Annotated in this window: 23 protein-coding genes; 8 read left to right on the top strand and 15 right to left on the bottom strand. The window is 62.5% G+C overall.

Annotation, left to right across the window (positions count from 1 at the left end):
- Position 1 precedes the first annotated feature (1 nt).
- From AC2FNB_RS01750 to AC2FNB_RS01680, 15 genes are all read right to left on the bottom strand, one after another.
- On the bottom strand, positions 2-3,937 hold the full coding sequence (locus AC2FNB_RS01750; RefSeq protein ID WP_496744086.1) for a baseplate multidomain protein megatron: 3,936 nt from the start codon (positions 3,935-3,937) through the stop codon (positions 2-4).
- Positions 3,938-4,384, bottom strand: coding sequence for an NlpC/P60 family protein (locus AC2FNB_RS01745; RefSeq protein WP_480748321.1), 447 nt, complete (start codon positions 4,382-4,384; stop codon positions 3,938-3,940). It lies immediately after the preceding gene.
- Positions 4,381-5,268, bottom strand: a complete 888-nt coding sequence (locus tag AC2FNB_RS01740; protein ID WP_496744084.1) for a phage/gene transfer agent baseplate hub protein — start codon at positions 5,266-5,268, stop codon at positions 4,381-4,383. The genes AC2FNB_RS01745 and AC2FNB_RS01740 overlap by 4 nt, the downstream gene beginning before the upstream one ends.
- Positions 5,268-5,900 (bottom strand): phage distal tail protein, Rcc01695 family, encoded by a 633-nt coding sequence (locus tag AC2FNB_RS01735; protein WP_496744082.1) that lies wholly within the window; start codon positions 5,898-5,900, stop codon positions 5,268-5,270. The genes AC2FNB_RS01740 and AC2FNB_RS01735 overlap by 1 nt, the downstream gene beginning before the upstream one ends.
- A gap of 16 nt (positions 5,901-5,916) precedes the next feature.
- Positions 5,917-6,579, bottom strand: coding sequence for an RcGTA-type gene transfer agent tail tape measure protein (locus AC2FNB_RS01730; RefSeq protein ID WP_480748318.1), 663 nt, complete (start codon positions 6,577-6,579; stop codon positions 5,917-5,919).
- On the bottom strand, positions 6,566-6,775 hold the full coding sequence (locus tag AC2FNB_RS01725; RefSeq protein ID WP_480748317.1) for a rcc01693 family protein: 210 nt from the start codon (positions 6,773-6,775) through the stop codon (positions 6,566-6,568). Before AC2FNB_RS01725 ends, AC2FNB_RS01730 begins: the two co-directional genes overlap by 14 nt.
- Complete coding sequence (locus AC2FNB_RS01720) at positions 6,772-7,092, bottom strand: gene transfer agent family protein (RefSeq protein ID WP_480748316.1); 321 nt, start codon at positions 7,090-7,092, stop codon at positions 6,772-6,774. The genes AC2FNB_RS01725 and AC2FNB_RS01720 overlap by 4 nt, the downstream gene beginning before the upstream one ends.
- A 4-nt stretch (positions 7,093-7,096) precedes the next feature.
- The gene (locus AC2FNB_RS01715; RefSeq protein WP_480748315.1) at positions 7,097-7,510 is read right to left on the bottom strand and encodes a phage major tail protein, TP901-1 family; all 414 of its coding nucleotides are present in this window, start codon (positions 7,508-7,510) and stop codon (positions 7,097-7,099) included.
- Positions 7,511-7,535: 25 nt separating this feature from the next.
- A complete protein-coding gene (locus AC2FNB_RS01710; RefSeq protein WP_480748314.1) occupies positions 7,536-7,949 on the bottom strand; it encodes a DUF3168 domain-containing protein in 414 nt (137 codons plus the stop codon).
- Positions 7,946-8,284, bottom strand: a complete 339-nt coding sequence (locus AC2FNB_RS01705; RefSeq protein ID WP_496744078.1) for a head-tail adaptor protein — start codon at positions 8,282-8,284, stop codon at positions 7,946-7,948. Before AC2FNB_RS01705 ends, AC2FNB_RS01710 begins: the two co-directional genes overlap by 4 nt.
- Complete coding sequence (locus AC2FNB_RS01700) at positions 8,281-8,880, bottom strand: head-tail connector protein (protein WP_480748312.1); 600 nt, start codon at positions 8,878-8,880, stop codon at positions 8,281-8,283. The genes AC2FNB_RS01705 and AC2FNB_RS01700 overlap by 4 nt, the downstream gene beginning before the upstream one ends.
- A gap of 170 nt (positions 8,881-9,050) precedes the next feature.
- A complete protein-coding gene (locus tag AC2FNB_RS01695) occupies positions 9,051-10,229 on the bottom strand; it encodes a phage major capsid protein (RefSeq protein WP_496744076.1) in 1,179 nt (392 codons plus the stop codon).
- A 34-nt stretch (positions 10,230-10,263) separates the two neighbouring features.
- On the bottom strand, positions 10,264-10,809 hold the full coding sequence (locus tag AC2FNB_RS01690) for an HK97 family phage prohead protease (RefSeq protein WP_496744074.1): 546 nt from the start codon (positions 10,807-10,809) through the stop codon (positions 10,264-10,266).
- A 26-nt stretch (positions 10,810-10,835) separates the two neighbouring features.
- A complete protein-coding gene (locus tag AC2FNB_RS01685) occupies positions 10,836-11,054 on the bottom strand; it encodes a GTA head formation protein, RCAP_rcc01685 family (protein WP_480748309.1) in 219 nt (72 codons plus the stop codon).
- Positions 11,047-12,219, bottom strand: coding sequence for a phage portal protein (locus tag AC2FNB_RS01680; protein ID WP_480748308.1), 1,173 nt, complete (start codon positions 12,217-12,219; stop codon positions 11,047-11,049). Before AC2FNB_RS01680 ends, AC2FNB_RS01685 begins: the two co-directional genes overlap by 8 nt.
- A gap of 212 nt (positions 12,220-12,431) precedes the next feature.
- Here AC2FNB_RS01680 and AC2FNB_RS01675 point away from each other — a divergent pair, with 212 nt between their 5' ends.
- From AC2FNB_RS01675 to AC2FNB_RS01640, 8 genes are all read left to right on the top strand, one after another.
- Positions 12,432-12,941, top strand: coding sequence for a hypothetical protein (locus AC2FNB_RS01675; protein ID WP_496744071.1), 510 nt, complete (start codon positions 12,432-12,434; stop codon positions 12,939-12,941).
- A 312-nt stretch (positions 12,942-13,253) separates the two neighbouring features.
- Positions 13,254-14,588, top strand: a complete 1,335-nt coding sequence (locus AC2FNB_RS01670; protein WP_480748306.1) for an adenylate/guanylate cyclase domain-containing protein — start codon at positions 13,254-13,256, stop codon at positions 14,586-14,588.
- Between the two features lie 64 nt (positions 14,589-14,652).
- A complete protein-coding gene (locus AC2FNB_RS01665; RefSeq protein ID WP_480748305.1) occupies positions 14,653-14,796 on the top strand; it encodes a hypothetical protein in 144 nt (47 codons plus the stop codon).
- 78 nt (positions 14,797-14,874) lie between these two features.
- Positions 14,875-15,381, top strand: a complete 507-nt coding sequence (locus AC2FNB_RS01660) for an Lrp/AsnC family transcriptional regulator (protein WP_496744070.1) — start codon at positions 14,875-14,877, stop codon at positions 15,379-15,381.
- Positions 15,382-15,528: 147 nt separating this feature from the next.
- On the top strand, positions 15,529-16,671 hold the full coding sequence (locus AC2FNB_RS01655) for a glycine cleavage T C-terminal barrel domain-containing protein (protein ID WP_496744068.1): 1,143 nt from the start codon (positions 15,529-15,531) through the stop codon (positions 16,669-16,671).
- A gap of 24 nt (positions 16,672-16,695) precedes the next feature.
- Complete coding sequence (locus AC2FNB_RS01650; RefSeq protein WP_496744066.1) at positions 16,696-17,196, top strand: OsmC family protein; 501 nt, start codon at positions 16,696-16,698, stop codon at positions 17,194-17,196.
- Positions 17,183-17,968 carry an enoyl-CoA hydratase gene (locus tag AC2FNB_RS01645; RefSeq protein WP_496744065.1) on the top strand — a complete coding sequence of 262 codons (786 nt, stop codon included), beginning with the start codon at positions 17,183-17,185 and terminating at the stop codon, positions 17,966-17,968. The genes AC2FNB_RS01650 and AC2FNB_RS01645 overlap by 14 nt, the downstream gene beginning before the upstream one ends.
- A gap of 4 nt (positions 17,969-17,972) precedes the next feature.
- Positions 17,973-19,607 (top strand): acyl-CoA synthetase, encoded by a 1,635-nt coding sequence (locus AC2FNB_RS01640; protein WP_480748300.1) that lies wholly within the window; start codon positions 17,973-17,975, stop codon positions 19,605-19,607.
- Positions 19,608-19,691 lie beyond the last annotated feature (84 nt).

Here is a 19,691-nt window from a genome sequence, read left to right as displayed (position 1 = left end):
GCTACTCCAGCCGCAAGCCGGTGAACGGGCCGGGGCCGTAAATCACCGATACCTGTGCCACTTCGATCTCGAAGGGCATCGTGACCCCATCCGCCGCTTGCGCACCCGCGCCATACGTCCAAAGCGGTGCCTCGGTCACCGTCTCGCGGACAATCGCCCCATCCTTGCGGACACGAACCAGATAGGCCTCGCTTTCTTCGCCCAGCGGCACCTCGAACCCGTCCCAGCTGTCACCGTCAATCCGTGTACGACGGATCCAGGACAGCACCAGATCTCCCCCTTGCTCAACAGCTCGCAAATGCACCGGCGAATAGGGGCGCAGGCCGTTTCCATCGAACGACTCGATCCGATGCGTGTAGGACGGATCGTCGTATCCCCGGCGGGCCGATCCGATGCGATAGTGTTTGGCCAGCCGGCGCTCCGACCGCTTCAGCCCGATCTGCGTCGCAGCCCCGTTCATCAACACAAAGTTCGACCCCGCAGGCCAGACCTCGGGCATCAGTGCGTCACTGCCCAACTGGCCGCGCAGGCGCCCGCGCAGCAGGTAGGTTCGTTCCGCAATCAGCTCGGCATCGCGAAACTGGAACAGTTCCCAATTGCCGTTGCTGCCGTCCCCGATAGCCGCAAGATTGGCGCCGTTCAGTACCGTCAAGGCGGATCGCGACTCCAGCGCCCCGGCTGTCAGCTTAACCTGCAACGCGTCGCCTTCGTCCCAGCGACCGGCGTCGCTGCGCAACAGTCCGGTCTCGGTGAACCCGATCACGGCGCGACGGGCAACGATGTCGGACAAGGCATAGTCCTCGTCACTTGTCGAGGCATAGACCGCAACCGATCCCGGCCACGGACTTGCGGTAACCGCCAGGTGCGGCGCATGGGCAACCTCGTCGCCAGTGATCAGCGGCAGATCCAAAAAGACCGGCAGAACCGGCAACGGCGGTACAAACGCCTGCCCACTTGGCAGCACGTCGTCGATATTGCTTGGACGATACACGTTCGGCTCGATCCGCACGGCCTCGACCAATTGCAATTCGGTCTGCTCCACCCGGTCGATACGGAACAGCACGCCTGCCTCGCCATTGGCACCAGGCAGGCGCACGATGTCGCCTGCTCCCACCTCAATCTGAGACGGCGGCAGCGCGAACTTGACTGTTTCACGCGACGCCCGCGCTTCTGCCAACCATCTTTCGACCGTCTGCCGCCCCTCGGAACGGGTCATCGACAACGGCATCTCGCTGGCGGCAACGGAATGGGTGGCCTCGTCCGGCAAAACCGCCTCTTCCGATACAACATCGTGATCTGCATCCGATTGCACGAATTTCAGCCGTACCCGGCCTGACATTTCCACATCTGCCTCGCGGCGAAACTCAATCGTGCCATCTACCTCCGACGACATTGCCAACTGGTCTTCGATCAGATCAACAGGGCGCAACCCGTCCCGCATCCGGAACGTCAGCACGCCGTCCCGCTCGATCGCATCAAAGCCATAGCGCAACATCAGAGGTTGCAGAAGACCGCGCGCATCGCTGACCTCTTCGGCCACATACCCACGCACGATGCCCCACAGCTCCGACACATCAATTTCGCGCACTCCCGAGCGATGACAGATCTCACCCACCACCGAAGCCAGTGTGCGGCTTCCCGACCGCCCGTTCAGCCAGTGACCGCGCGGATAGTTCCCGCCATCGCTCCACAGGCTCACCCGATTGGGAAAAACCGGAAACGGGCGCAGGTCCCAGGCCCAGACATAGGCATTGGTCATGTCAATCATCCGGCCCTCGTACAGCGGCGAAACCGGATTGTTCTCGGGCTTGTCCCAATACCCCAGCACCGCCTTGAGGTACTGAACCTGGATCAGATCATCCCGAGCGCCGCTGGAATACTTCGGCAGGTGGGATTCCGACGATTTGGGGTCCAGAAACTTGTTCGGCTGATTGGTCCCCTTGTCGATGGCAGCACAACCCAGTTCGGTGAACCATATCGGCTTCGACCGCGGCTCCCACGCGGTCGGCGTTTCCATACGCTCTCCACCGATGCGCTCGTGATGCGGATTGGCCCACCAGTTGCGCAGATCCTTGTATCGCCAGACCCACGGTTCGCTATGTTCGCCATCGGTGATCGGCGTGCGGATCTGCGCCTCTTCCGCCTCGGGCGAGTGGTAGTACCAGTCATAACCCTCGCCGCCTTCGATATTGCCCTGCAGATAGCTCAGATCATAGATCGACCGCACCCCGCCCAGCGCGTCCAGATGTTCCTCACCCTCGCGCCAGTCCGAGATCGGCATATAGTTGTCGATACCGATGAAATCGATGTTGTCATCGGCCCAAAGCGGGTCAAGGTGGAAATACCGGTCGTTGCTGCCGTCCTGCGGCTGATACCCGAAATATTCCGACCAGTCGGCGGCATATCCGATACGGACATCCGGACCCAGAATGGCACGCACCTCAGCGGCAAGCTGTTTCAACTCCGCTACCGCCGGAAAGCCCGAGGCGCCGCGAATTTGCGTCAATCCACGCATTTCCGATCCGATGCAGAACGCATGCACCCCACCTGCCGCAGCGCAAAGCGCGGCATTGTGCAGGATGAACCGGCGCAGCCCCCATTCATCGGCACCGGTATAGGAAACGGTTCCGTCGCCGATCACGAAATCTGCCGCCGACACCGTGCCAAAGAACTGTGCCACTTGGGCATCTGCCGCAAAGGTTCCATCCGATGACCCCGGTCGCCCCGGCGCTACGTCCAGGGTGATCCTTCCGCGCCACGGCAGGTGCGGCTGATCTTCGTTCCCTGTCCACGGATCGGGTAAACCGTTTCCGGCCAATTGATCCATCAGGATAAACGGATAGAACATCACGCGCTTGCCGCTGACGTTCAGGTGACGGATGGCCTCGATCACCGACGCATCCGCCGGGGTGCCACCATATACCGGCTCGCCATCCGCGCGCGGCATTTCCTGTGCGCCAGCGCGTGAAACACCCGACACGCGCCACGGCATATTCGCCCCATCATAGTCCCGACGTTCCACCTTGGGCCGGATCTCACAATCCCCGCACCGCAGGTCATTGCCGAACCAGGACACGATCAGTGAAGCCGCCTCACATCCCGGCAACTCAGAGTCCAGTACTGCCAGCGAAGTCAGCATGTCCGTCTGGCCCGACGGCGAATTGGTGTTGGCCGCCCAGTAACTACCCGGCCCGTCAGTATAATTGACTTGCCGCGTCGACAGCGCATATTCACCGGTTCCCGGCATCAACGCGACGCCCCGCACGATCGCGGCCAGCCGGTCGTCATACCCCGGCATGTCCGGCTGTTCCTGCCGCACCACCTCGAACGAGAATTGCGGCACCCGGTTGCCATAGGGCACCAGTTGCAGGTTCTCGATCACCACGTAAGCCGTACCGCGATAGGCGGGCACCTTGCCCGCCCCCTCGATGGCTTCCAGCAGCGGATCCGGTAGCTGATCTTGGGTACCCCGATAGACGCGCATGTCCAGGTCTGCATGCGCGATCTCTTCGCCGTCAGCCCAGACACGGGTGATCCCCGCAATCTCGCCCGCACCTACGGAAATGGCCAGCGATACTGAATAGCTGTGCTCGGTCGTCGTCACCTCGGGTTTCGGCGCAGCGCCCTTGCCGCCGCCGGATGTATGGCTTTGCGTCGTGGACAGGAAATCCGACGCCCAGATGACCTGCCCCCCGACACGCATCCGGCCAAATACCGAAGCCACCGGCGCCCCCTCACCGGAACTGGTCAGGCGAAAGCGATCAACCTTGCCGGTTTCAACCGCCTCGCTGCCGCCCCCCAACAGGCGCTGGTCGATCACCCGGCCCAGCGTCGCCCCAACAGCGCGCCCGATGATGGCGGTGGAGAGGCCCGCGACGGTTCCGCCGATCGACCCGCCAATGGCCGCACCTGCGGCAGAAAGTAGAATGGTCGCCATTTACTGCTCCTTCAGCGGAAATTGAAACCGGGCCGCGATACGGTTCCGCCACGGCTCGCTCAATGGATTTTCGACAACACCTCGCCCGGAATAAGCGTGGATGAATTTCGGATGCGGACCGGTCTCGCTGATCAGCCCGACATGCTTGGCAACCGAGGCGCTTCGCATCCTGAACAGGATCACGTCGCCCGGCTCCAACTCCGACAAGGGACTCTCGATCAGATGTCGGCGCGCCGCCTGCCACAAACGTTCCTCGCCCTGCGGCTCCGACCAGTCCATGCTGTATGCGGGAACCGTCTCGGGCTCGGCCCCGTAAAGCTCGCGCCAGACCCCACGCAACAGCCCCAGACAATCCGTCCCTGCACCGCGCCAGGACGCCTGATGCAGATAGGGCGTTCCCACCCAGCCCCGTGCGGCCTCGACCACATCTTGCCTTCCTGCCGTCATCTCCGGCTGCCTCCGGTATTGGCGGCGCTCGATTTCGGCACCGCCAGGACCCAATCCTCATTGGGCAGGTCCGGAAAACCTTGAAAGTTCCAGAGGTTGTTGAACTTGAGCCGGCAGGTTTCGAACCGCTTGTCGCAGCCCGCCACCAGCCTTACCCGATCGCCGGCCACAAGACCCGCGCGGATAGGCTCCCACAACTCGATGACCCTGTGGCCCTCTTCGATCTCGTCGCGCTTGATCGTGCCCCACAGTCCCAAAGCCGGGCCGTCAAGCACCGTCATTCGCCCGCGCTGGAACCATCCCGGCTCGAACCCGCTCAGATCGGCCCAGCGGAACACGCGGGCGTCTTCCATGGCTTCGATGCTCAACTCGACCGAATATCCCGGCTGCGCGGCGTCAAACCTACAATCGCGATCTCCCAGAACCGCCGTGCATGGCTTCTGATAGATACGCCCCAGCGGACGGTTCAGGCCATCCGTCAACCCGCGCATCTCGGCGTGAAACGCGCCGCCCGCGCGACGGATCTCGCCAATCGAGCCACGAAACTGCAGCCAGCGGTCGCGCGGGTCGGCCCAGTTCACCAGCCAAACCCGCACCTCGGCACCATCAAAACGCCCGGCCTCGATATCCTCGTCCCGGATGGCGGCATCCGACAACACGCCCATCGCCTCGCTGTTGTCGATGGACAAACCGGTCGATTGCTCCAGTGCCGCCGCCGTCAGGCCGCTGTCAGCCTGAAAGTCCACCCCTTCAAAGCTCAGTCCACAATCGTGATCGGTGAACCCGTATTCCACGCCGTCGCTCCGCGTCACGGCCCAGCACCGGCAAAGCGTGGTCAATCCCCCCGCCACATGCGCCTGAAAACTCTTGGACATGCTCGCCATCAGACCCGCACCTCCACCACCGGCACATTGGGCACGTCGCCTGCCTGGAAGCTCGCCACGCTCGTCTGGATACGGTCGGTGTCAAACCGCACGGGAACGTCAAACTCGAACCCTGCCGATATCTGCGCCTCTTCCGAAGGCGGCACCGCGAATGTCACCAGACCTGTTGCGGGATCAACGTCGAAATCAACCCCCTCCTTCATCTCGTCCTGTTCGACGCCGATCCGCACCGTGCCCAGAACCGGTTTGAGGATCGGGCGCGCATACTCGAACCCGCCCGAGCGATAGGTCTTGAGCAACTGGAACACCGTGGTTTCCCCATCGCCGCGCGCAATCACCTGATCCCCGAACGCAGTCCCGGCCGAGGCCAACCCCGATTTGAAATCCGACCAGTCCTTCCATCGAAAGCCGTAAAGCTGCCCGCGCCGCGCTTCGAAAAACGAGATCAGCACCTCGATATCGTCAAGCGAGCGCATGCCCAGACCGGCATCATAGCGCCGCCGCGAATGGGCCCAGGGCGTGTTGCGCTCCTCGAACCCGTTGGCCAGCGTCACCACATCCGTGCGCCGCTCGGGCCCGCCGACCGAGCCGAAACTCAGATTGGCGGGAAACCTCACCTCGTGAAAATTCATCTCTGTCCTCCCGGCCTCAACGATTGCGATTGCCGCGGCCCAGCGCGCGGCTCATCTGCGCCGCGATCTGCCCCTGGCTGCGGCGGAACCCCTGCACATCCGGGGTTGTCACGTTCATCACCACATTGATCGGTTGGCCGCCTCCGGCGCTGCGCACCCCAAGCTTGCCGTCGGCGCCCCGCGCCAGCGGCATGATCGCCTCGGGCCCAGCTTCGCCCATCAGGCCAAATCCGCCCCGCATCGGAAAGGATGTCGGGCCGCTGACGACACCACCATTGGCAAAAGGCATCACCCGCCCCTGCGCAAACCCGGCACCTTTGGCAAAGGGCAGAATGCCCTCGACCAGACTGTTCACACCCGAGGCCAGCAAGCCGCCGAAATGATCCGTCACCGGCTTGATCGCGGCCGAATAGGTGGTCTGGATCATCGACTGCGCCACCGTTTCCAGCGCGTCCGACAGCTTCATCCCGTCAAACACCACGCCATCGAACGCCCGCCGCAGCCCCTTGGACAATCCCCGTTCCAGCGTCGCCACATCCTTGCCCGTTTCCGCCAGCGCCGAACGCACGCGCTGCAGCTCGCTGTCGAACCCTGCGGCCATGGCAGCCGCGTCGCCCAGCGCATCTCCCAGCGCCTCGCTGCGCGTTTCCAGATCGTCGAACCCGTCACTCTCCGTCATCGCTTACTCCTTGTGTCTTGTCCGGAAAGGCCGCCAACAGCGCCTCCAGACCCTTGCGGTTCATCGGCGACTGCCCCGCACCCTGCCCCAGCATCAGCCGCAACTCAGCCGGGGTCAGACGCCAGAACTGCTCCGGCGTCAGCCGCAGGCCCGAAAGCCCGGCCCGCATCAGCGCGGACCAGTCGAACCGGCTCATGCCTCGCCCGGCAGCATGAAGGCCCGCGCCAGCAACTCAGCCGCAACCCTCGCCGCCGCCATCGGCCCGCCCTCGATCTCGGCCCGCAGCAGGTCGGTGCGGCTCACATCCGCACCGCCGCCGCGCAATCCGGCAACCACCAGCGCCAGCACGTCGCGGCTGGAATAACTGCCGCCTTCGAACCGCTGCACCAGATCCACCAGCGATCCGGCCTCAAGCGCCTGCTCCAACTCGGCCAAAGCGCCCAGCGTCAGCTTCAGCACCCGCCGCTGCCCGTCGATGGTCAATGCCACCTCACCCGTCCACGGATTGGCCATCGCGTTACAGCGCCGTAAAGGTCAGCGCCCCGGCACTTGCCAGGCTCATCTCGTATGTCGCCTCGCCATTGTGCGAACCCGCATACTCGATCCCGGTCACCTGGAACGGTCCCTCGACAATGCCGAAATCGGGTATGATCACCTGAAAGGCAGGTATCTCGCCGTCAAAGAACAATTGCCGCGCACGCTCGTCCGTGCCGGCATCCCTGAACACGCCCGAGCCCGAGATCGCGGCAGATTTCACCCCCGCTCCCGACAGCAATTCACGCCAGCCACCCTGGCTTTCCAGGCTGGTCACATCCACGCTTTCCGCGTTGAAGCTGATCCGCGTGGCACGCAGCCCCGCAATCGTCTCGAACAGGCCCGTGCCGTTCATGTCCACCTTGACCAACAGGTCTTTTCCGTTCTGGGCACCCATATGCTCTCTCCAAAAGTTTGATTGCTCAGTTGTCTTCCACGCGGGCGCGGAATCTCAGATCGATCTGGCGCATCGCGCCACCCGTTCCGGTGCGCCGGGCCGAGGCCTTTTCGAACCACAGTCCCACCAGCCGCCCCCGGCTCAGGCTCAGCGGCGGCGCCTCAAGCGCATCGCAGATTGCCCCGGCCACAGCCTTGCCCGTTGCAAATCCAGATGCCTCGGACACCACCGAAATCGTCAGGCGGTGCAGCGCTCCCGCGCCGGATTTGTCCGACGCCTCGCGCACCTCTTCCGGTCCCAGCGTCACATAGGTCTCGGGCACCGTCCCCGACGGCACCACGTCGAAGATCGCGCTTCCAACCAATGCCGCAACGCCCACGTCCGCCAGCAGATGCTGATACACCGCCGCCTGCAGCGGGGCTGCCATTCCATAACTCATGCCGCCACCTCCTCATCTACGAAACAATTCAGAAAACGCCCCTGCGCGTCATGTTCGGCCACCGCCCGGATCACCAACAACCGCGCGCCATCGCGGAACCGCTGGTCGGGCGCCGGTCGCATGCTTGACCCCTGCGGCGCGGCCCGCACCACGATGCGGTAGCCGACGCGCGATATCGCGGCCCCACCCACCGGGCGTTCGGCCCCGGTGCGGGCAGTCACCTCGGCCCAGACCGTGCCCTGCGCGATCCAGCGCTCCGTAAACCCGCCCGCGCCATCCGGGCTGCGCAGCGGCGCCTCCAACACCAGCCTTCGGTTCAGATGCGGCAGCCTCATTGCAGCACCCCCGCGCCAAACCGGACCATGCGATAGCGCTGGATCAGGCTGGTGACCCCAAAGGGCATGCACCCGTCACCCAACGCGGTCTCATGGCGGTATTCATAGTAATGCGCCGCCAGCATCAGTATCGCCTGCACCAGATCGGCAGGCAGTTCACCCCAATCCGGGGCCATCCCGGCGGTAAAGGTGATCCGGACCGACCCTCCGGTTGCGACAACGGGCAGATACGCCCCCACCGGGCACAATAGCGGCCTCTGAGTGTCCTGCACCAAACGGTACCGTGCGGCGTCCACCACCGTCTCGACACCCGCCGCATCGATCAGCACCACCGCTTCGACCGATTGCACCGGCGCGGTTGGCAATACTTCGCGGTTCCGATCCCGCCAGCCGGTCAGCGTCCAGGAAAACTGGCGCGCGATCAGCACCTTGCCGGTGCGTGCCTCAATTGCGGCAATGGCCGCACGCAGAAAACCTTTCAGCACCTCGTCCTGCACGTCGCCCTCGGCAAACCCGGTGCCCAGCCGCAGATGCGCCTTGAACTGATCCACCGGCAGCGCCGCATCCGCGATGGCGGTTTCTTCGATCAACATCATCCATTCACTCCGCAATCTCGGACCCCACCGGGGCCTCAGTCAGGAAAATGATGGGCACGCGCCGCCCCACGTTGCTCGGACGGAGGGGAGCAGCTAGACAACGCGAGGGATCTCACCCCGGCCCGCGCCCGCCACCCGAGGCAGGTCACCCCGCCCCGGCTTCGACGCGGTTACGCGGCGCCGAATTTCACCAGCTTGATCGCGGCAAAGTCGCTTACATCGCCGCCGACGCGTTTGGTCGCGTAAAACAGCACATGCGGCTTGGCGCTGAACGGATCGCGCAGCACGCGCAGATCAGGGCGTTCGGCAATGGTGTAGCCTGCCTGAAAATCACCGAAGGCGATCGAAAAGCTGTCAGGGCCCGCATCCGGCATATCCTCGGCGATCAGCACCGGATACCCCATTAGACGCGCAGGTTCGCCCGCGGCCAGACCATCCGACCACAGGAATCGGCCATCGGCATCCTTCAGCTTGCGGATCAGGCCCGCGGTTTTGGAGTTCATCACGAATGTACCATTGACCCGGTATTGCGCACCCAGCGCATAAACCACGTCGACAATCGCATCGGCGTCGACACCGCCCGCGATCCCGGTCGGCACATAACCAATGTTGCCCCAGGCCCAGACGTCATTGTCGACCGCCGGATGGTTCAGGATACCCGTGGGCTTGTCCGCGCCATCCCCATTGATAAAGGCCGACGCCTCGGCCCGGGCGAACTTGTCGGCAATCCGCCCCGCCAGCCAGCCCTCGACATCGAACGCGCTGTCATCCAGCAAACGCTGCGACGCCTTGGGCAGCGCACTCAGTTCGTTCAGCGGGATCGAGATGCGTTCGATCGACGGCGTCCCGGTCTCGGAGGTGACCGCGCTTTCATCGGCCCAACCCGCACCCAGATCGGTATGATCGATCAGCACGTCGAACGAATTCGCCTCGACATTCACCACCGACGCGATCGACCGGATCGAGGCGGTGGATTTCAGTACCGACTTGATGATCTCGGCGGTTTGCGGATCGATCAGATAACCACCATCGCTGTTAACGGCGGTGGACAGAGATTTCGCCTCCATCTCAAGGCCGCGCAGCCCGTCATCGTCGCCCGACCGCACATAGGCGTCAAAGGCTTTTTGATGTGGCGCTCCTTCGTCGCCAAAGGCCGCCAAATGCGGGCGCGCCGCCTTGTTTGATTTTCGATCCAGCATGGTCAGTCGCTCTTCTGTCTGTTGCAATCTCGTTTGAACTTCAGCCTTCAGCCCCTTGAATTCACTCACGAAGCCAGCCATCGCCTGCTTCACCTCCTGAACCAGGGGCACACCCTCTCCGGCCAAGGCCGGGGTTTCGGTCTTGCTCATCAGCACTTCCTTTTCTGGGGGTGGTTTTACGGCGCTAGGGTCGCGCCAGCTCCAGCCGGGCATCACGGAACACCTCGGCAATCTCGCGCCAGGTATCCCCGGCCTCGGGGTCCGCTCCCTTGGCGGCAACCCGGGCGCTGGGCAACATCGGAAAGGTCACCAGCGACACCTCCCACAGCTCCAGCTCGGTCAAAAGCCGCTGACCCTTGTCATCTTTCGCGGCGCGCTTGGTTCGATAGCCGATCGACAGACCGTCGATCGCGCCCGCACGGATCAGTTCCGCTGTCTCGCGTCCCTTCTGTGTGCTCTCCAGCAGCCGCCCCTTGACCCGCAGTCCCTGCGCATCCTCGCGCACCTCGTCCCAGACGCCGATCGGTTGCGCGGGGTCGTGCTGCCACAGCATCTTGACCCGCCGACCCGCCACCGCCAACGCCGCAAGCGAGGCGCAATAGGCGCCCTTCTGCACCACATCGCCGCCTTGATCCACCTGCCCGAACAAGCTGGCATAGCCCTCGATCACCGCATCTCCGGTCACCGAAAACCCTTCGCCGAACCGCGCGAATTTGTGTTCCAATTCCATGAACACCTCCTCGTAAGCCTCTGATTTTATGGCGCTGCCACCAGAAACGATTGCACCGCCTGCGCCAGGATCACCGCCGCCACGCCGTAAACGGTCAGCCACAGCCGCTTTTCCAGCCGCTCCATCATCTCTTCGATCCGGTCCAGCCTGCGACACAGGTGCTCGTGCTGGATCGCCGCGACCCGTTCATGCGCCGCCAGTCGCAAGCCCGGCGCGCAGTCGAATGGCGAATATCCCTCAGCCATCCGCATCCTCCACCAGCAGCGGCAGTCCTAGCAAAGACCGCTTTTCCGCGTCGGTCAGAAAATCGGCGCTGCTCACGCGCGCCCATTGCGCATCGCGCTCGGCGGCCAGTGCGGGCACCTGATCCAGATCGGGCTTCAGCATCAGATCCTCGCCGGTAAAGCCCGACAGCCACTCCGACACCGCCGCCGCCACCCGCGTCACCAGGGGCAGCACGGTCAGGCGGTAAAACGCCCGGTTGGCCTCCTGATAGTTCGAATAGGTCGCGTCGCCCTGTATCCCCAGCAGCATCGGCGGGACCCCAAAGGCCAGCGCGATCTCGCGGGCGGCGGCTTCCTTGGTCTTCTGAAACTCCATGTCCGAGGGCGAGAACCCCATCGGCTTCCAATCCAGGCCCCCTTCCAGAACCATCGGGCGGCCAGCATTGCGCGCCCCGCGATAGTTCTGCTCGATTTCATCTGAAAGACGGCGGAACTGATCCTCGGCCATCACGCCGTGACCATCGCCACCCTTCCAGACCAGCGCCCCCGAAGGCCGCGCCGCATTGTCCAGCAGCGATTTCGACCAGCGCGAGGCGCTGTTATGCACATCAATCGCCATCGCCGCCGCCTGCAACGGCGAAAACCCGTAGTGATCATCCTGCGGATGAAACGCCTTGATGTGACAGATGACATCTGCCGCGAACCGGTGCGTCTTGCCGCCCACGCTGTAATCATACGCCCTGGGCCACCCATCCGCCCCCGGCACCACGCTCATCCGGTCGGAACGCAGAACGTGCAGCTCAACCGGCAGCCCGTCCTCGGTCTGTACCGCCTCGACATAGGCGTTTCCCGACAACAGCAATTGCCCGAACAAGGCCTCCATCATCTCCGCCCGCCCCTGCGCCGCATTCGGACGCCGCATCAGGGCCAGCATCGGATGTGTCTCGTAACGCTGCGCCTGATCCTGCAGCACCAGCGGCAGCGCCGCCGCCGATTCAGCGATCAGCTTGACCGACCGAAACCCCACCGGATTGCCGGAAAACCCCGTCCGCGTCAGCGAGACGGTGTCGCGCGGGCTCCACGCCACGCGCCCGCCCGTCTGCCACGCCACCACAGGCCCCGCCGCGCTCGCCTTCGCCTCCGGCGCGCGCCCAGCCGATCCACGACGCAAGAAATCGAATACCATCAGTTGATGCTCCTTTCTGCCGCCGCTCTGCCCGGCTTGTTGAAAGGAGTTATGACGGGCAGAGGTTTAGGTCTTGGGAACGGAGCGTACGGGGGTTGGGCAACGGGGAAACTCTCAAGTAGCAAAGAGTATTCAAACTTATGGTTGTGCGAGGCACCTAATGACGCCAGTTATGAGATTGCGGCACTAACAATCTGATTGGTTTATATATAATGTCTACACGTGGTGATGAATACTTGCTTGCGATAGGTCAATTGACTGAGGCCTACAGGGAGCTTGACGCTAAGTTGCTTGGTGCCTGCACAAATTGTTTCTCTCTCAATATGCAGGCAAGTTTGGCGATCTTTGGAGCAAGCGACCCCAAAAGGAAATCAGAAACAATAAAGCGATATCTCGCTGAAGTTTTTAGAAACAAGACACAAGAGGTTTTTGTCAGTTGGTTGGAAATCTCGAAGCGCCTTAACGACCTCGTAGCCGAGAGGAATGACATAATTCACTCAATCATAATGGAACAGAAGGACGATGAGACAACATTCTGTCGGTTAGCCAGCGCAGCACCGAAATATCAAGCTGGCGGCGAGTATCATCATCATGGAGGGTTCTCCACTTACACGAATGCCGAAATAGTCGCCGTTTCTCATAAAATGATAGACCTAAGCGAGCAAATAAGTGGCTTTTTGAAGACACATGCTGCAGTTCTCAAAGACAGGGATCGCCACTAAGTAAGAAAAACAGGTCTGTGCTGATTGGCCAGCGCACCTATTCCCAGTGGAATTGCATTTTCACTGTACCCTCACAAAGCCCTCACCCTCGGCCGCCGATACACCCCCGCAGGCCCCACAATCAACTCATGCAGCGCCCAGACCAGTGCATCCACCCGGTCGGGTGAGCCCTGCCGTTTGATCCTTCACACCCAGATACATCCCCAAACCAAACATTGACCAAAATCCCCATCACCGCTCATGATGAACATGCATCGGCCTCATCCCGGATCCAATTCGGAAGAGCAACCAGCCTGCAATTGTGGGGGAAACATGACCGTCAACGTCGAAACCAGCTTTACCGAAAGCGAGGGGTTGTCCATCGCCTATCAGGTCTGGGGTAACGGGCCGCGCAACCTCGTGCTGGTGCCGGGAATGATTTCACATCTCGAGGCGTCGCTGGAAAACCCCGGTTATCTGCAATGGATGAACGCCCTCAGCTCCATCGGGCGGCTGGCCACCTTCGACAAGCGCGGCAATGGCATGTCCGACCGCATCCAGGGCACGCCCACGCTGGAAGAGCGCACGATGGATATCGAGGCGGTGATGGATGCCGCCGACATGGCCTCGGCCACTGTCATCGGCTTTTCCGAGGGTGCCGCGCTTGCCTGCGTCTACGCGGCCATGCGCCCCGAGCGGGTCGAACGGCTCGCCCTGTGCGGCGGCTATGCGCAGGGCCGCCTGACCCGCGGCTATCTGGATCAGGAAAGCCTTGAACAGGCGCTGAAGCAATTCCACGAGAACTGGGGAAAGCCCAACAAACCGCATCCCTTTTCCGATTTCGGCCCCGCCAGGGATGACGCCGAAGGTCAGGAAGCCTGGGCGCATTTCCAAAGAATGAGCGCCACCCCCATCACCGTCGCCAACCTGTTCGAACTTGCCGCCCATATCGACATCCGGGAATTGCTGCCCTCCATCTCACAACCCACGCTGGTCATTCACCGCGATACCGAAGAACCCAACGGCCGCGACTGCGCTCAGGATTTCCTGCGCCTGATGCCCGCGACCGAATACCGAACCGTGCCGGGCCACGAACATGTACCGTGGGAAGGCGACGTCGACCGCTATGCCTCGGCAATCGTCGAATTCGTCACCGGCGCAGCACCGGTGACGCTGCAACCCACGCGTACGCTCGCCACCGTCCTGTTCTCCGATCTGGTGGACTCGACCTCGCAACAGGCCAGTATCGGCGACGAAGGCTGGCGCGACCTGATGAACCGCCACGACAGCATCTGCTCGTCGCAGATTGCCCGCCACGGCGGCCATCTGGTGAAGTTCACCGGCGACGGCGTGCTGGCGACGTTCGGCTCTCCCACCAACGCCCTGACCTGCGCCAACTCGGTGCGCGACGCCCTGTCGGCGATCGATCTCAGAACCCGCTTTGGCGCCCATACGGGTGAGATCGTCATTCGCGGCGACGACATCAGCGGTCTGGGCGTGGTCGTGGCCGCAAGGGTGATGGACCGGGCGCAAGGCGGCCAGGTCCTCGCCTCCGATCTCACCCGCCAGCTCATGCTTGGCGCGCCGTTCCGCTTTCAGGACTGCGGCGAACATGAACTGAAAGGCGTCCCCGACAAATGGCGCCTGCACGCGGTCAGCCCCGCCTGAACCGAACGCATTTCGAACCGCCGGGATACCTGTCCCGATTTGATCCGCACAAATAAAAGTGCGCATGGGCGACCTGCTGCAATCGCGCCTGCGCGACCGGATGCTGAAATACCCTGTCATCAACGAAGCCTTGAACACACACGTGTTGTCGGCGTTCGAGCCGATGGCAACCAGCGGACCAGGACCGGCAGAACCATCCGGAAAATGAAACTTCCAAAAGGAATAAGTTGCACCCGCGAAATTGGTGATAAATATTGCGGCACGATCCAAAGAGGGTTCCGAACGAATGAAAAAGCTTGGCCTGGATGCGACCGACATTCGCATTCTCAGCGCAATTCAGAGCCATGGCCAGCTAAGCAAAACCAAGCTGGCCGAGCTCGTGAACCTGTCCCCGACACCGTGCTGGGACCGTTTGACCAAGCTGAAAGCGGCCGGGTATGTCCGGGGGTACCACGCCGATATCGCGCTTGAGCGCATCGTCGACTACACCCAGGTCATCGTGACCGTCTCGCTGACGCAGCACCGCAAGGCCGATTTCGACCGGTTTGAGGAATGCATCAAGAAACTCGACGAGGTCACGGAATGCGTCGCGACCGGCGGCGGCATGGATTATGTGCTCAAAATCGTCACCCCGTCGCTCGCCCGCTTTCAGGACCTGATGGAAACCCTGCTTGCCGAAGAGCTGGGCGTCGGTCGGTACATGACCTATATCGTCACGCGCAAGGTCAAATCCGCACAGCCGAATCTTGCGGAACTGGCGGCCGGCACCGCCCGGCCAAAGGTCACAGACTGAACGGTCTTTCCCACGCCGGATAAAAAGCCTGTTTGGCCTTTCCGGGCCTCGTTTTCAGACCGCAACCGCGCGCCATCCCACGCTAATCACTCGCCCAGTTCAAATCATCCACCGCAGATTGGCCGGTGGTGAAAAAGGGTGAAAGACATGACGCAATCAGACGATTTCGGTTTCGGCACGCAGATCCGGAAATCCCCCTATTTCGACGCAACCGTTCGCTGGGGCGCAAAGGGGTTCTCGGTTTACAACCACATGTATATCCCGCGCGATTTCGGCGACCCGGAACAGAACTTCTGGAACCTCGTCAACGACGCGATCCTCTGTGACGTGGCGGTCGAACGTCAGGTCGAAATCACCGGTCCTGATGCCGCGCGCTTCGTGCAGATGCTGACCCCGCGCGATCTGTCGAAAATGGCCGTGGGCCAGTGCAAATACGTGCTGATCACCAACGCCGACGGCGGCATCCTGAACGACCCGATCCTGCTGCGCCTTGCGGAAAACCACTTCTGGATTTCGCTCGCTGACAGCGACATCCTGCTATGGGCGCAGGGCGTGGCGGTGCATTCCGGCCTGGACGTCACGATTTGTGAACCCGACGTGTCGCCGCTGCAGCTGCAGGGCCCGAAATCGGGCGAGATCATGCGCACGCTCTTTGGCGACACCATCATGGACCTGAAATACTATTGGCTGCGCGAAGTCGAACTCGACGGTATTCCGTTGATCGTATCGCGCACCGGCTGGTCCAGCGAACTGGGCTACGAGCTTTACCTGCGCGACAGCACCTTTGGCGATGCCCTGTGGGAGCGGATCATGGCGGCAGGCATGCCCTTTGGTCTCAAACCCGGGCACACCTCGTCGATCCGCCGGATCGAGGGCGGCATGCTGTCCTATCACGCCGATGCCGACATCCACACCAACCCGTTCGAGCTGGGCTTCGACCGCCTTGTGAACATCGACATCGAGGCCGAATTCATCGGCAAGGCCGCGCTGCGCCGCATCAAGGAAACGGGTGTCAGCCGCAAACAGGTGGGGCTGGTCATCGACGGCGCGCCGCTGAAAGGGCCGAACACGACCTTCTGGGCGATCAACGCGGGGGGCGAAAGCATCGGCAAGGTGACCTCGGCCGTCTACTCGCCGCGCCTCAAGCAGAACATCGCCCTGGCGATGGTGTCCGTCGATGCCGCGGTGATTGGCACAGAGGTCGAGGTGATCACGACCTCGGGGCCGACCCGCGCCATCATCGTGGATATCCCGTTCTACGACCCCAAGAAATCACTCGCCGCCGCGTAACGGACAGGCCCGGGAGTTCAAAAAATGTCGGACCTTTCGATCCAGCTGCACTGGCACCGCACGACCCCCGAGTTCAAGCCGGGGGCCTATTCCGCAGAACATGTGGTGCAATACAATAACCAGTATGACGTCCAGGTGGACGCCGCCCCGGATTGGGGCGGCGATCCCGCCAACACCAACCCTGAACAGGCGCTGGCCTCGGCCCTGTCAAGCTGCCACATGATGACCTTTCTCGCGTTGGCCGCCAAGGCAGGCTGGCCGGTGGCCAGCTATCACGATCACGCCGTTGCGCATCTGGGCAAGAACGCGCGCGGCCAGATGTCGGTGACACGCATCGACCTGCATCCGGTGGTGCGGTTCGACACCGGCTTTCAGGTCGGCGACGCGGACATGGCGCAGATGCAGGACCGCGCCCATCGCTACTGCTTCATCGCCAACACGCTGGCCGACAGTGTCGAGGTGAACATCCTGCATATCCCGAATGTCATCCACTTCCGTGACGGAGAGAACGATGTTGCTGCGTGATCTGGACAACCGGGGCATCCTGCGCCTGACGCTGGACGATGGCGCGCGGCGCAATCCTTTGTCCGAGGCAATGCTGCTCGCCCTTGGCACCGCCTTTGCCGAGGCGGGAACCAACCCGGAAGTTCGGGTGATTGTCCTCGCCGCGAACGGGCCCGCCTTCTGCGCCGGTCATGACCTCAGGGAAATGACCGCCGGACGCACGAACCCGGATCGGGGCCGGGCGTATTTCACCAAAATCATGACGATGTGCTCGGCCACCATGCAGGCGATCGTGAACTGCCCCAAGCCCGTGATTGCCGAGGTCGCGGGTATCGCCACGGCGGCCGGGTGTCAGCTTGTCGCCAGCTGCGATCTGGCCATCGCAGCGGATACCGCGCAATTCAGCACGCCGGGTGTACATATCGGGCTGTTCTGTTCAACACCGATGGTCGCGCTGTCGCGCAATGTTGCCGGCAAGCACGCGATGGAAATGCTGTTGACCGGCGACATGATATCCGCCGCCCGGGCGGTCGAATTCGGGCTGATCAACCGCGTGGTACCCCCCGAGGCGCTGCGGGATGCCACGACAGAGATGGCCGCCAAGATCGCCTCGAAATCCAGCATGACGCTGGCCACCGGCAAACGGGCCTTCCATGCCCAGCGCGAACTGCCCCTGGCAAAGGCATACGACTATGCCACGCAGGTGATGGTCGACAATATGCTCGCCCGTGACGCCGAGGAAGGCATCGGTGCCTTCATCGAGAAACGCAAGCCCCAATGGCAGGACGCCTGAACCGATGGACAAAAACCCCTATAACTCCGGCCTGGACCGCAACCCGGCGAATTACCAGCCCCTGACACCGCTCAGCTTTCTGGAACGCGCCGCAACCGTCTTTCCCGATCATACGGCGATCGTGCACGGCCCCCTGCGCCGCTGCTATGCCGAGTTCTATGCACGGTCGCGCCGGCTGGCCTCTGCCCTGGCCAAGAACGGGATCGGGCGCGGCGATACGGTGTCGGCGCTGCTGTTCAACACGCCAGCGATGCTGGAATGCCACTACGGTGTGCCGATGTGCGGGGCGGTTCTGCATTCGATCAACACAAGGCTGGACGCCGCCATCATCGCCTTCCAGCTTGACCACGCGATGTCAAAGCTGGTGATCGTGGACCGGGAACTGATGCCGCTGATGCAGGAGGCGCTAGCGCTTGCCGCGGTAAAGCCGACGCTGATCCAATATGACGACCCGGAATATGACGGCCCGCGGACCGAATTCGAGGCCGCCGATTACGAGGTGTTCCTGACCCGCGGCAACCCGGATTTCGCATGGCTGATGCCCGAGGACGAATGGGATGCAATCTCGATCAACTACACCTCCGGCACCACAGGCAATCCCAAGGGCGTTGTCTCGCATCACCGGGGCGCATATCTGCTGGCGCAAGGCAACGCGCTGACCTCATCAATGGCAAAACACGCGGTCTATCTGTGGACCTTGCCGATGTTCCACTGCAACGGCTGGTGCTTTCCCTGGACGATGTCAGCGATCATCGGCACCCATGTCTGCCTGCGGCAGGTCCGGGCCGAACCGATCTGGAATGCCCTCGCCGACGAAGGCGTCACCCACCTGTGCGGCGCGCCCATCGTGATGTCGCTGCTGATTTCAGCCCCGGACGACGTCAAACGCGATCTCGACCGGCCCGTGCAGTTCTTCACCGCCGCCGCGCCACCGCCGGAATCGGTTCTGGCAGACATGAAAGAGGCCGGTTTCGACGTCACCCATCTCTACGGGCTGACCGAAACCTACGGACCCGCCGTGGTCAACGACTGGCATCACGACTGGTCCGCCCTGCCTCCGGCGCAGCAGGCCGCACTCAAGGCCCGCCAGGGCGTGCGCTACCTGCCGCTCGAAGGGCTCGACGTTGTCGATCCCGACACCATGCAGCCCGTTCCGCGCGATGGCCGGACCATGGGAGAAGTCATGTTTCGCGGCAACGTCGTGATGAAGGGCTATTTCCGCAACCCCGAAGCGACGCAAGAGGCCTTTGCCGGTGGCTGGTTCCATTCGGGCGATCTGGGTGTGATGCATCCCGATGGCTATATCCAGCTCAAGGACAGATCAAAGGATATCATCATCTCGGGCGGCGAGAACATCTCGTCGATCGAAGTCGAAGAGGCGCTTTATCGTCACCCCGACGTCGCAGTTGCCGCCGTCGTCGCCATGCCGCACGAAAAATGGGGCGAAGTGCCCTGCGCCTTTGTCGAACTGAAGACGAACGCAGCGGTCGAAGAAACAGCGCTGATCGGCTTCTGCCGGCAAAGCCTGGCCGGGTTCAAGGCACCAAAACGGATCGTTTTTCAGGACCTGCCCAGAACATCGACCGGGAAAATCCAGAAATTCACCCTTCGCGAACAGGCGCGCATGTTTACCGCCTGAAAACACCACCGGGCATCCCCGACACCGGGATGCCCGGGCCTCAACCAGAACGACCGAACACGTATCCCGGCCTTCGCTCGCACC

This window comes from Ruegeria sp. BHSB058 (assembly GCF_059613285.1).
Note: the sequence above shows the minus strand (reverse complement) of the source record. Positions and strands in the feature narration are given on the sequence as shown.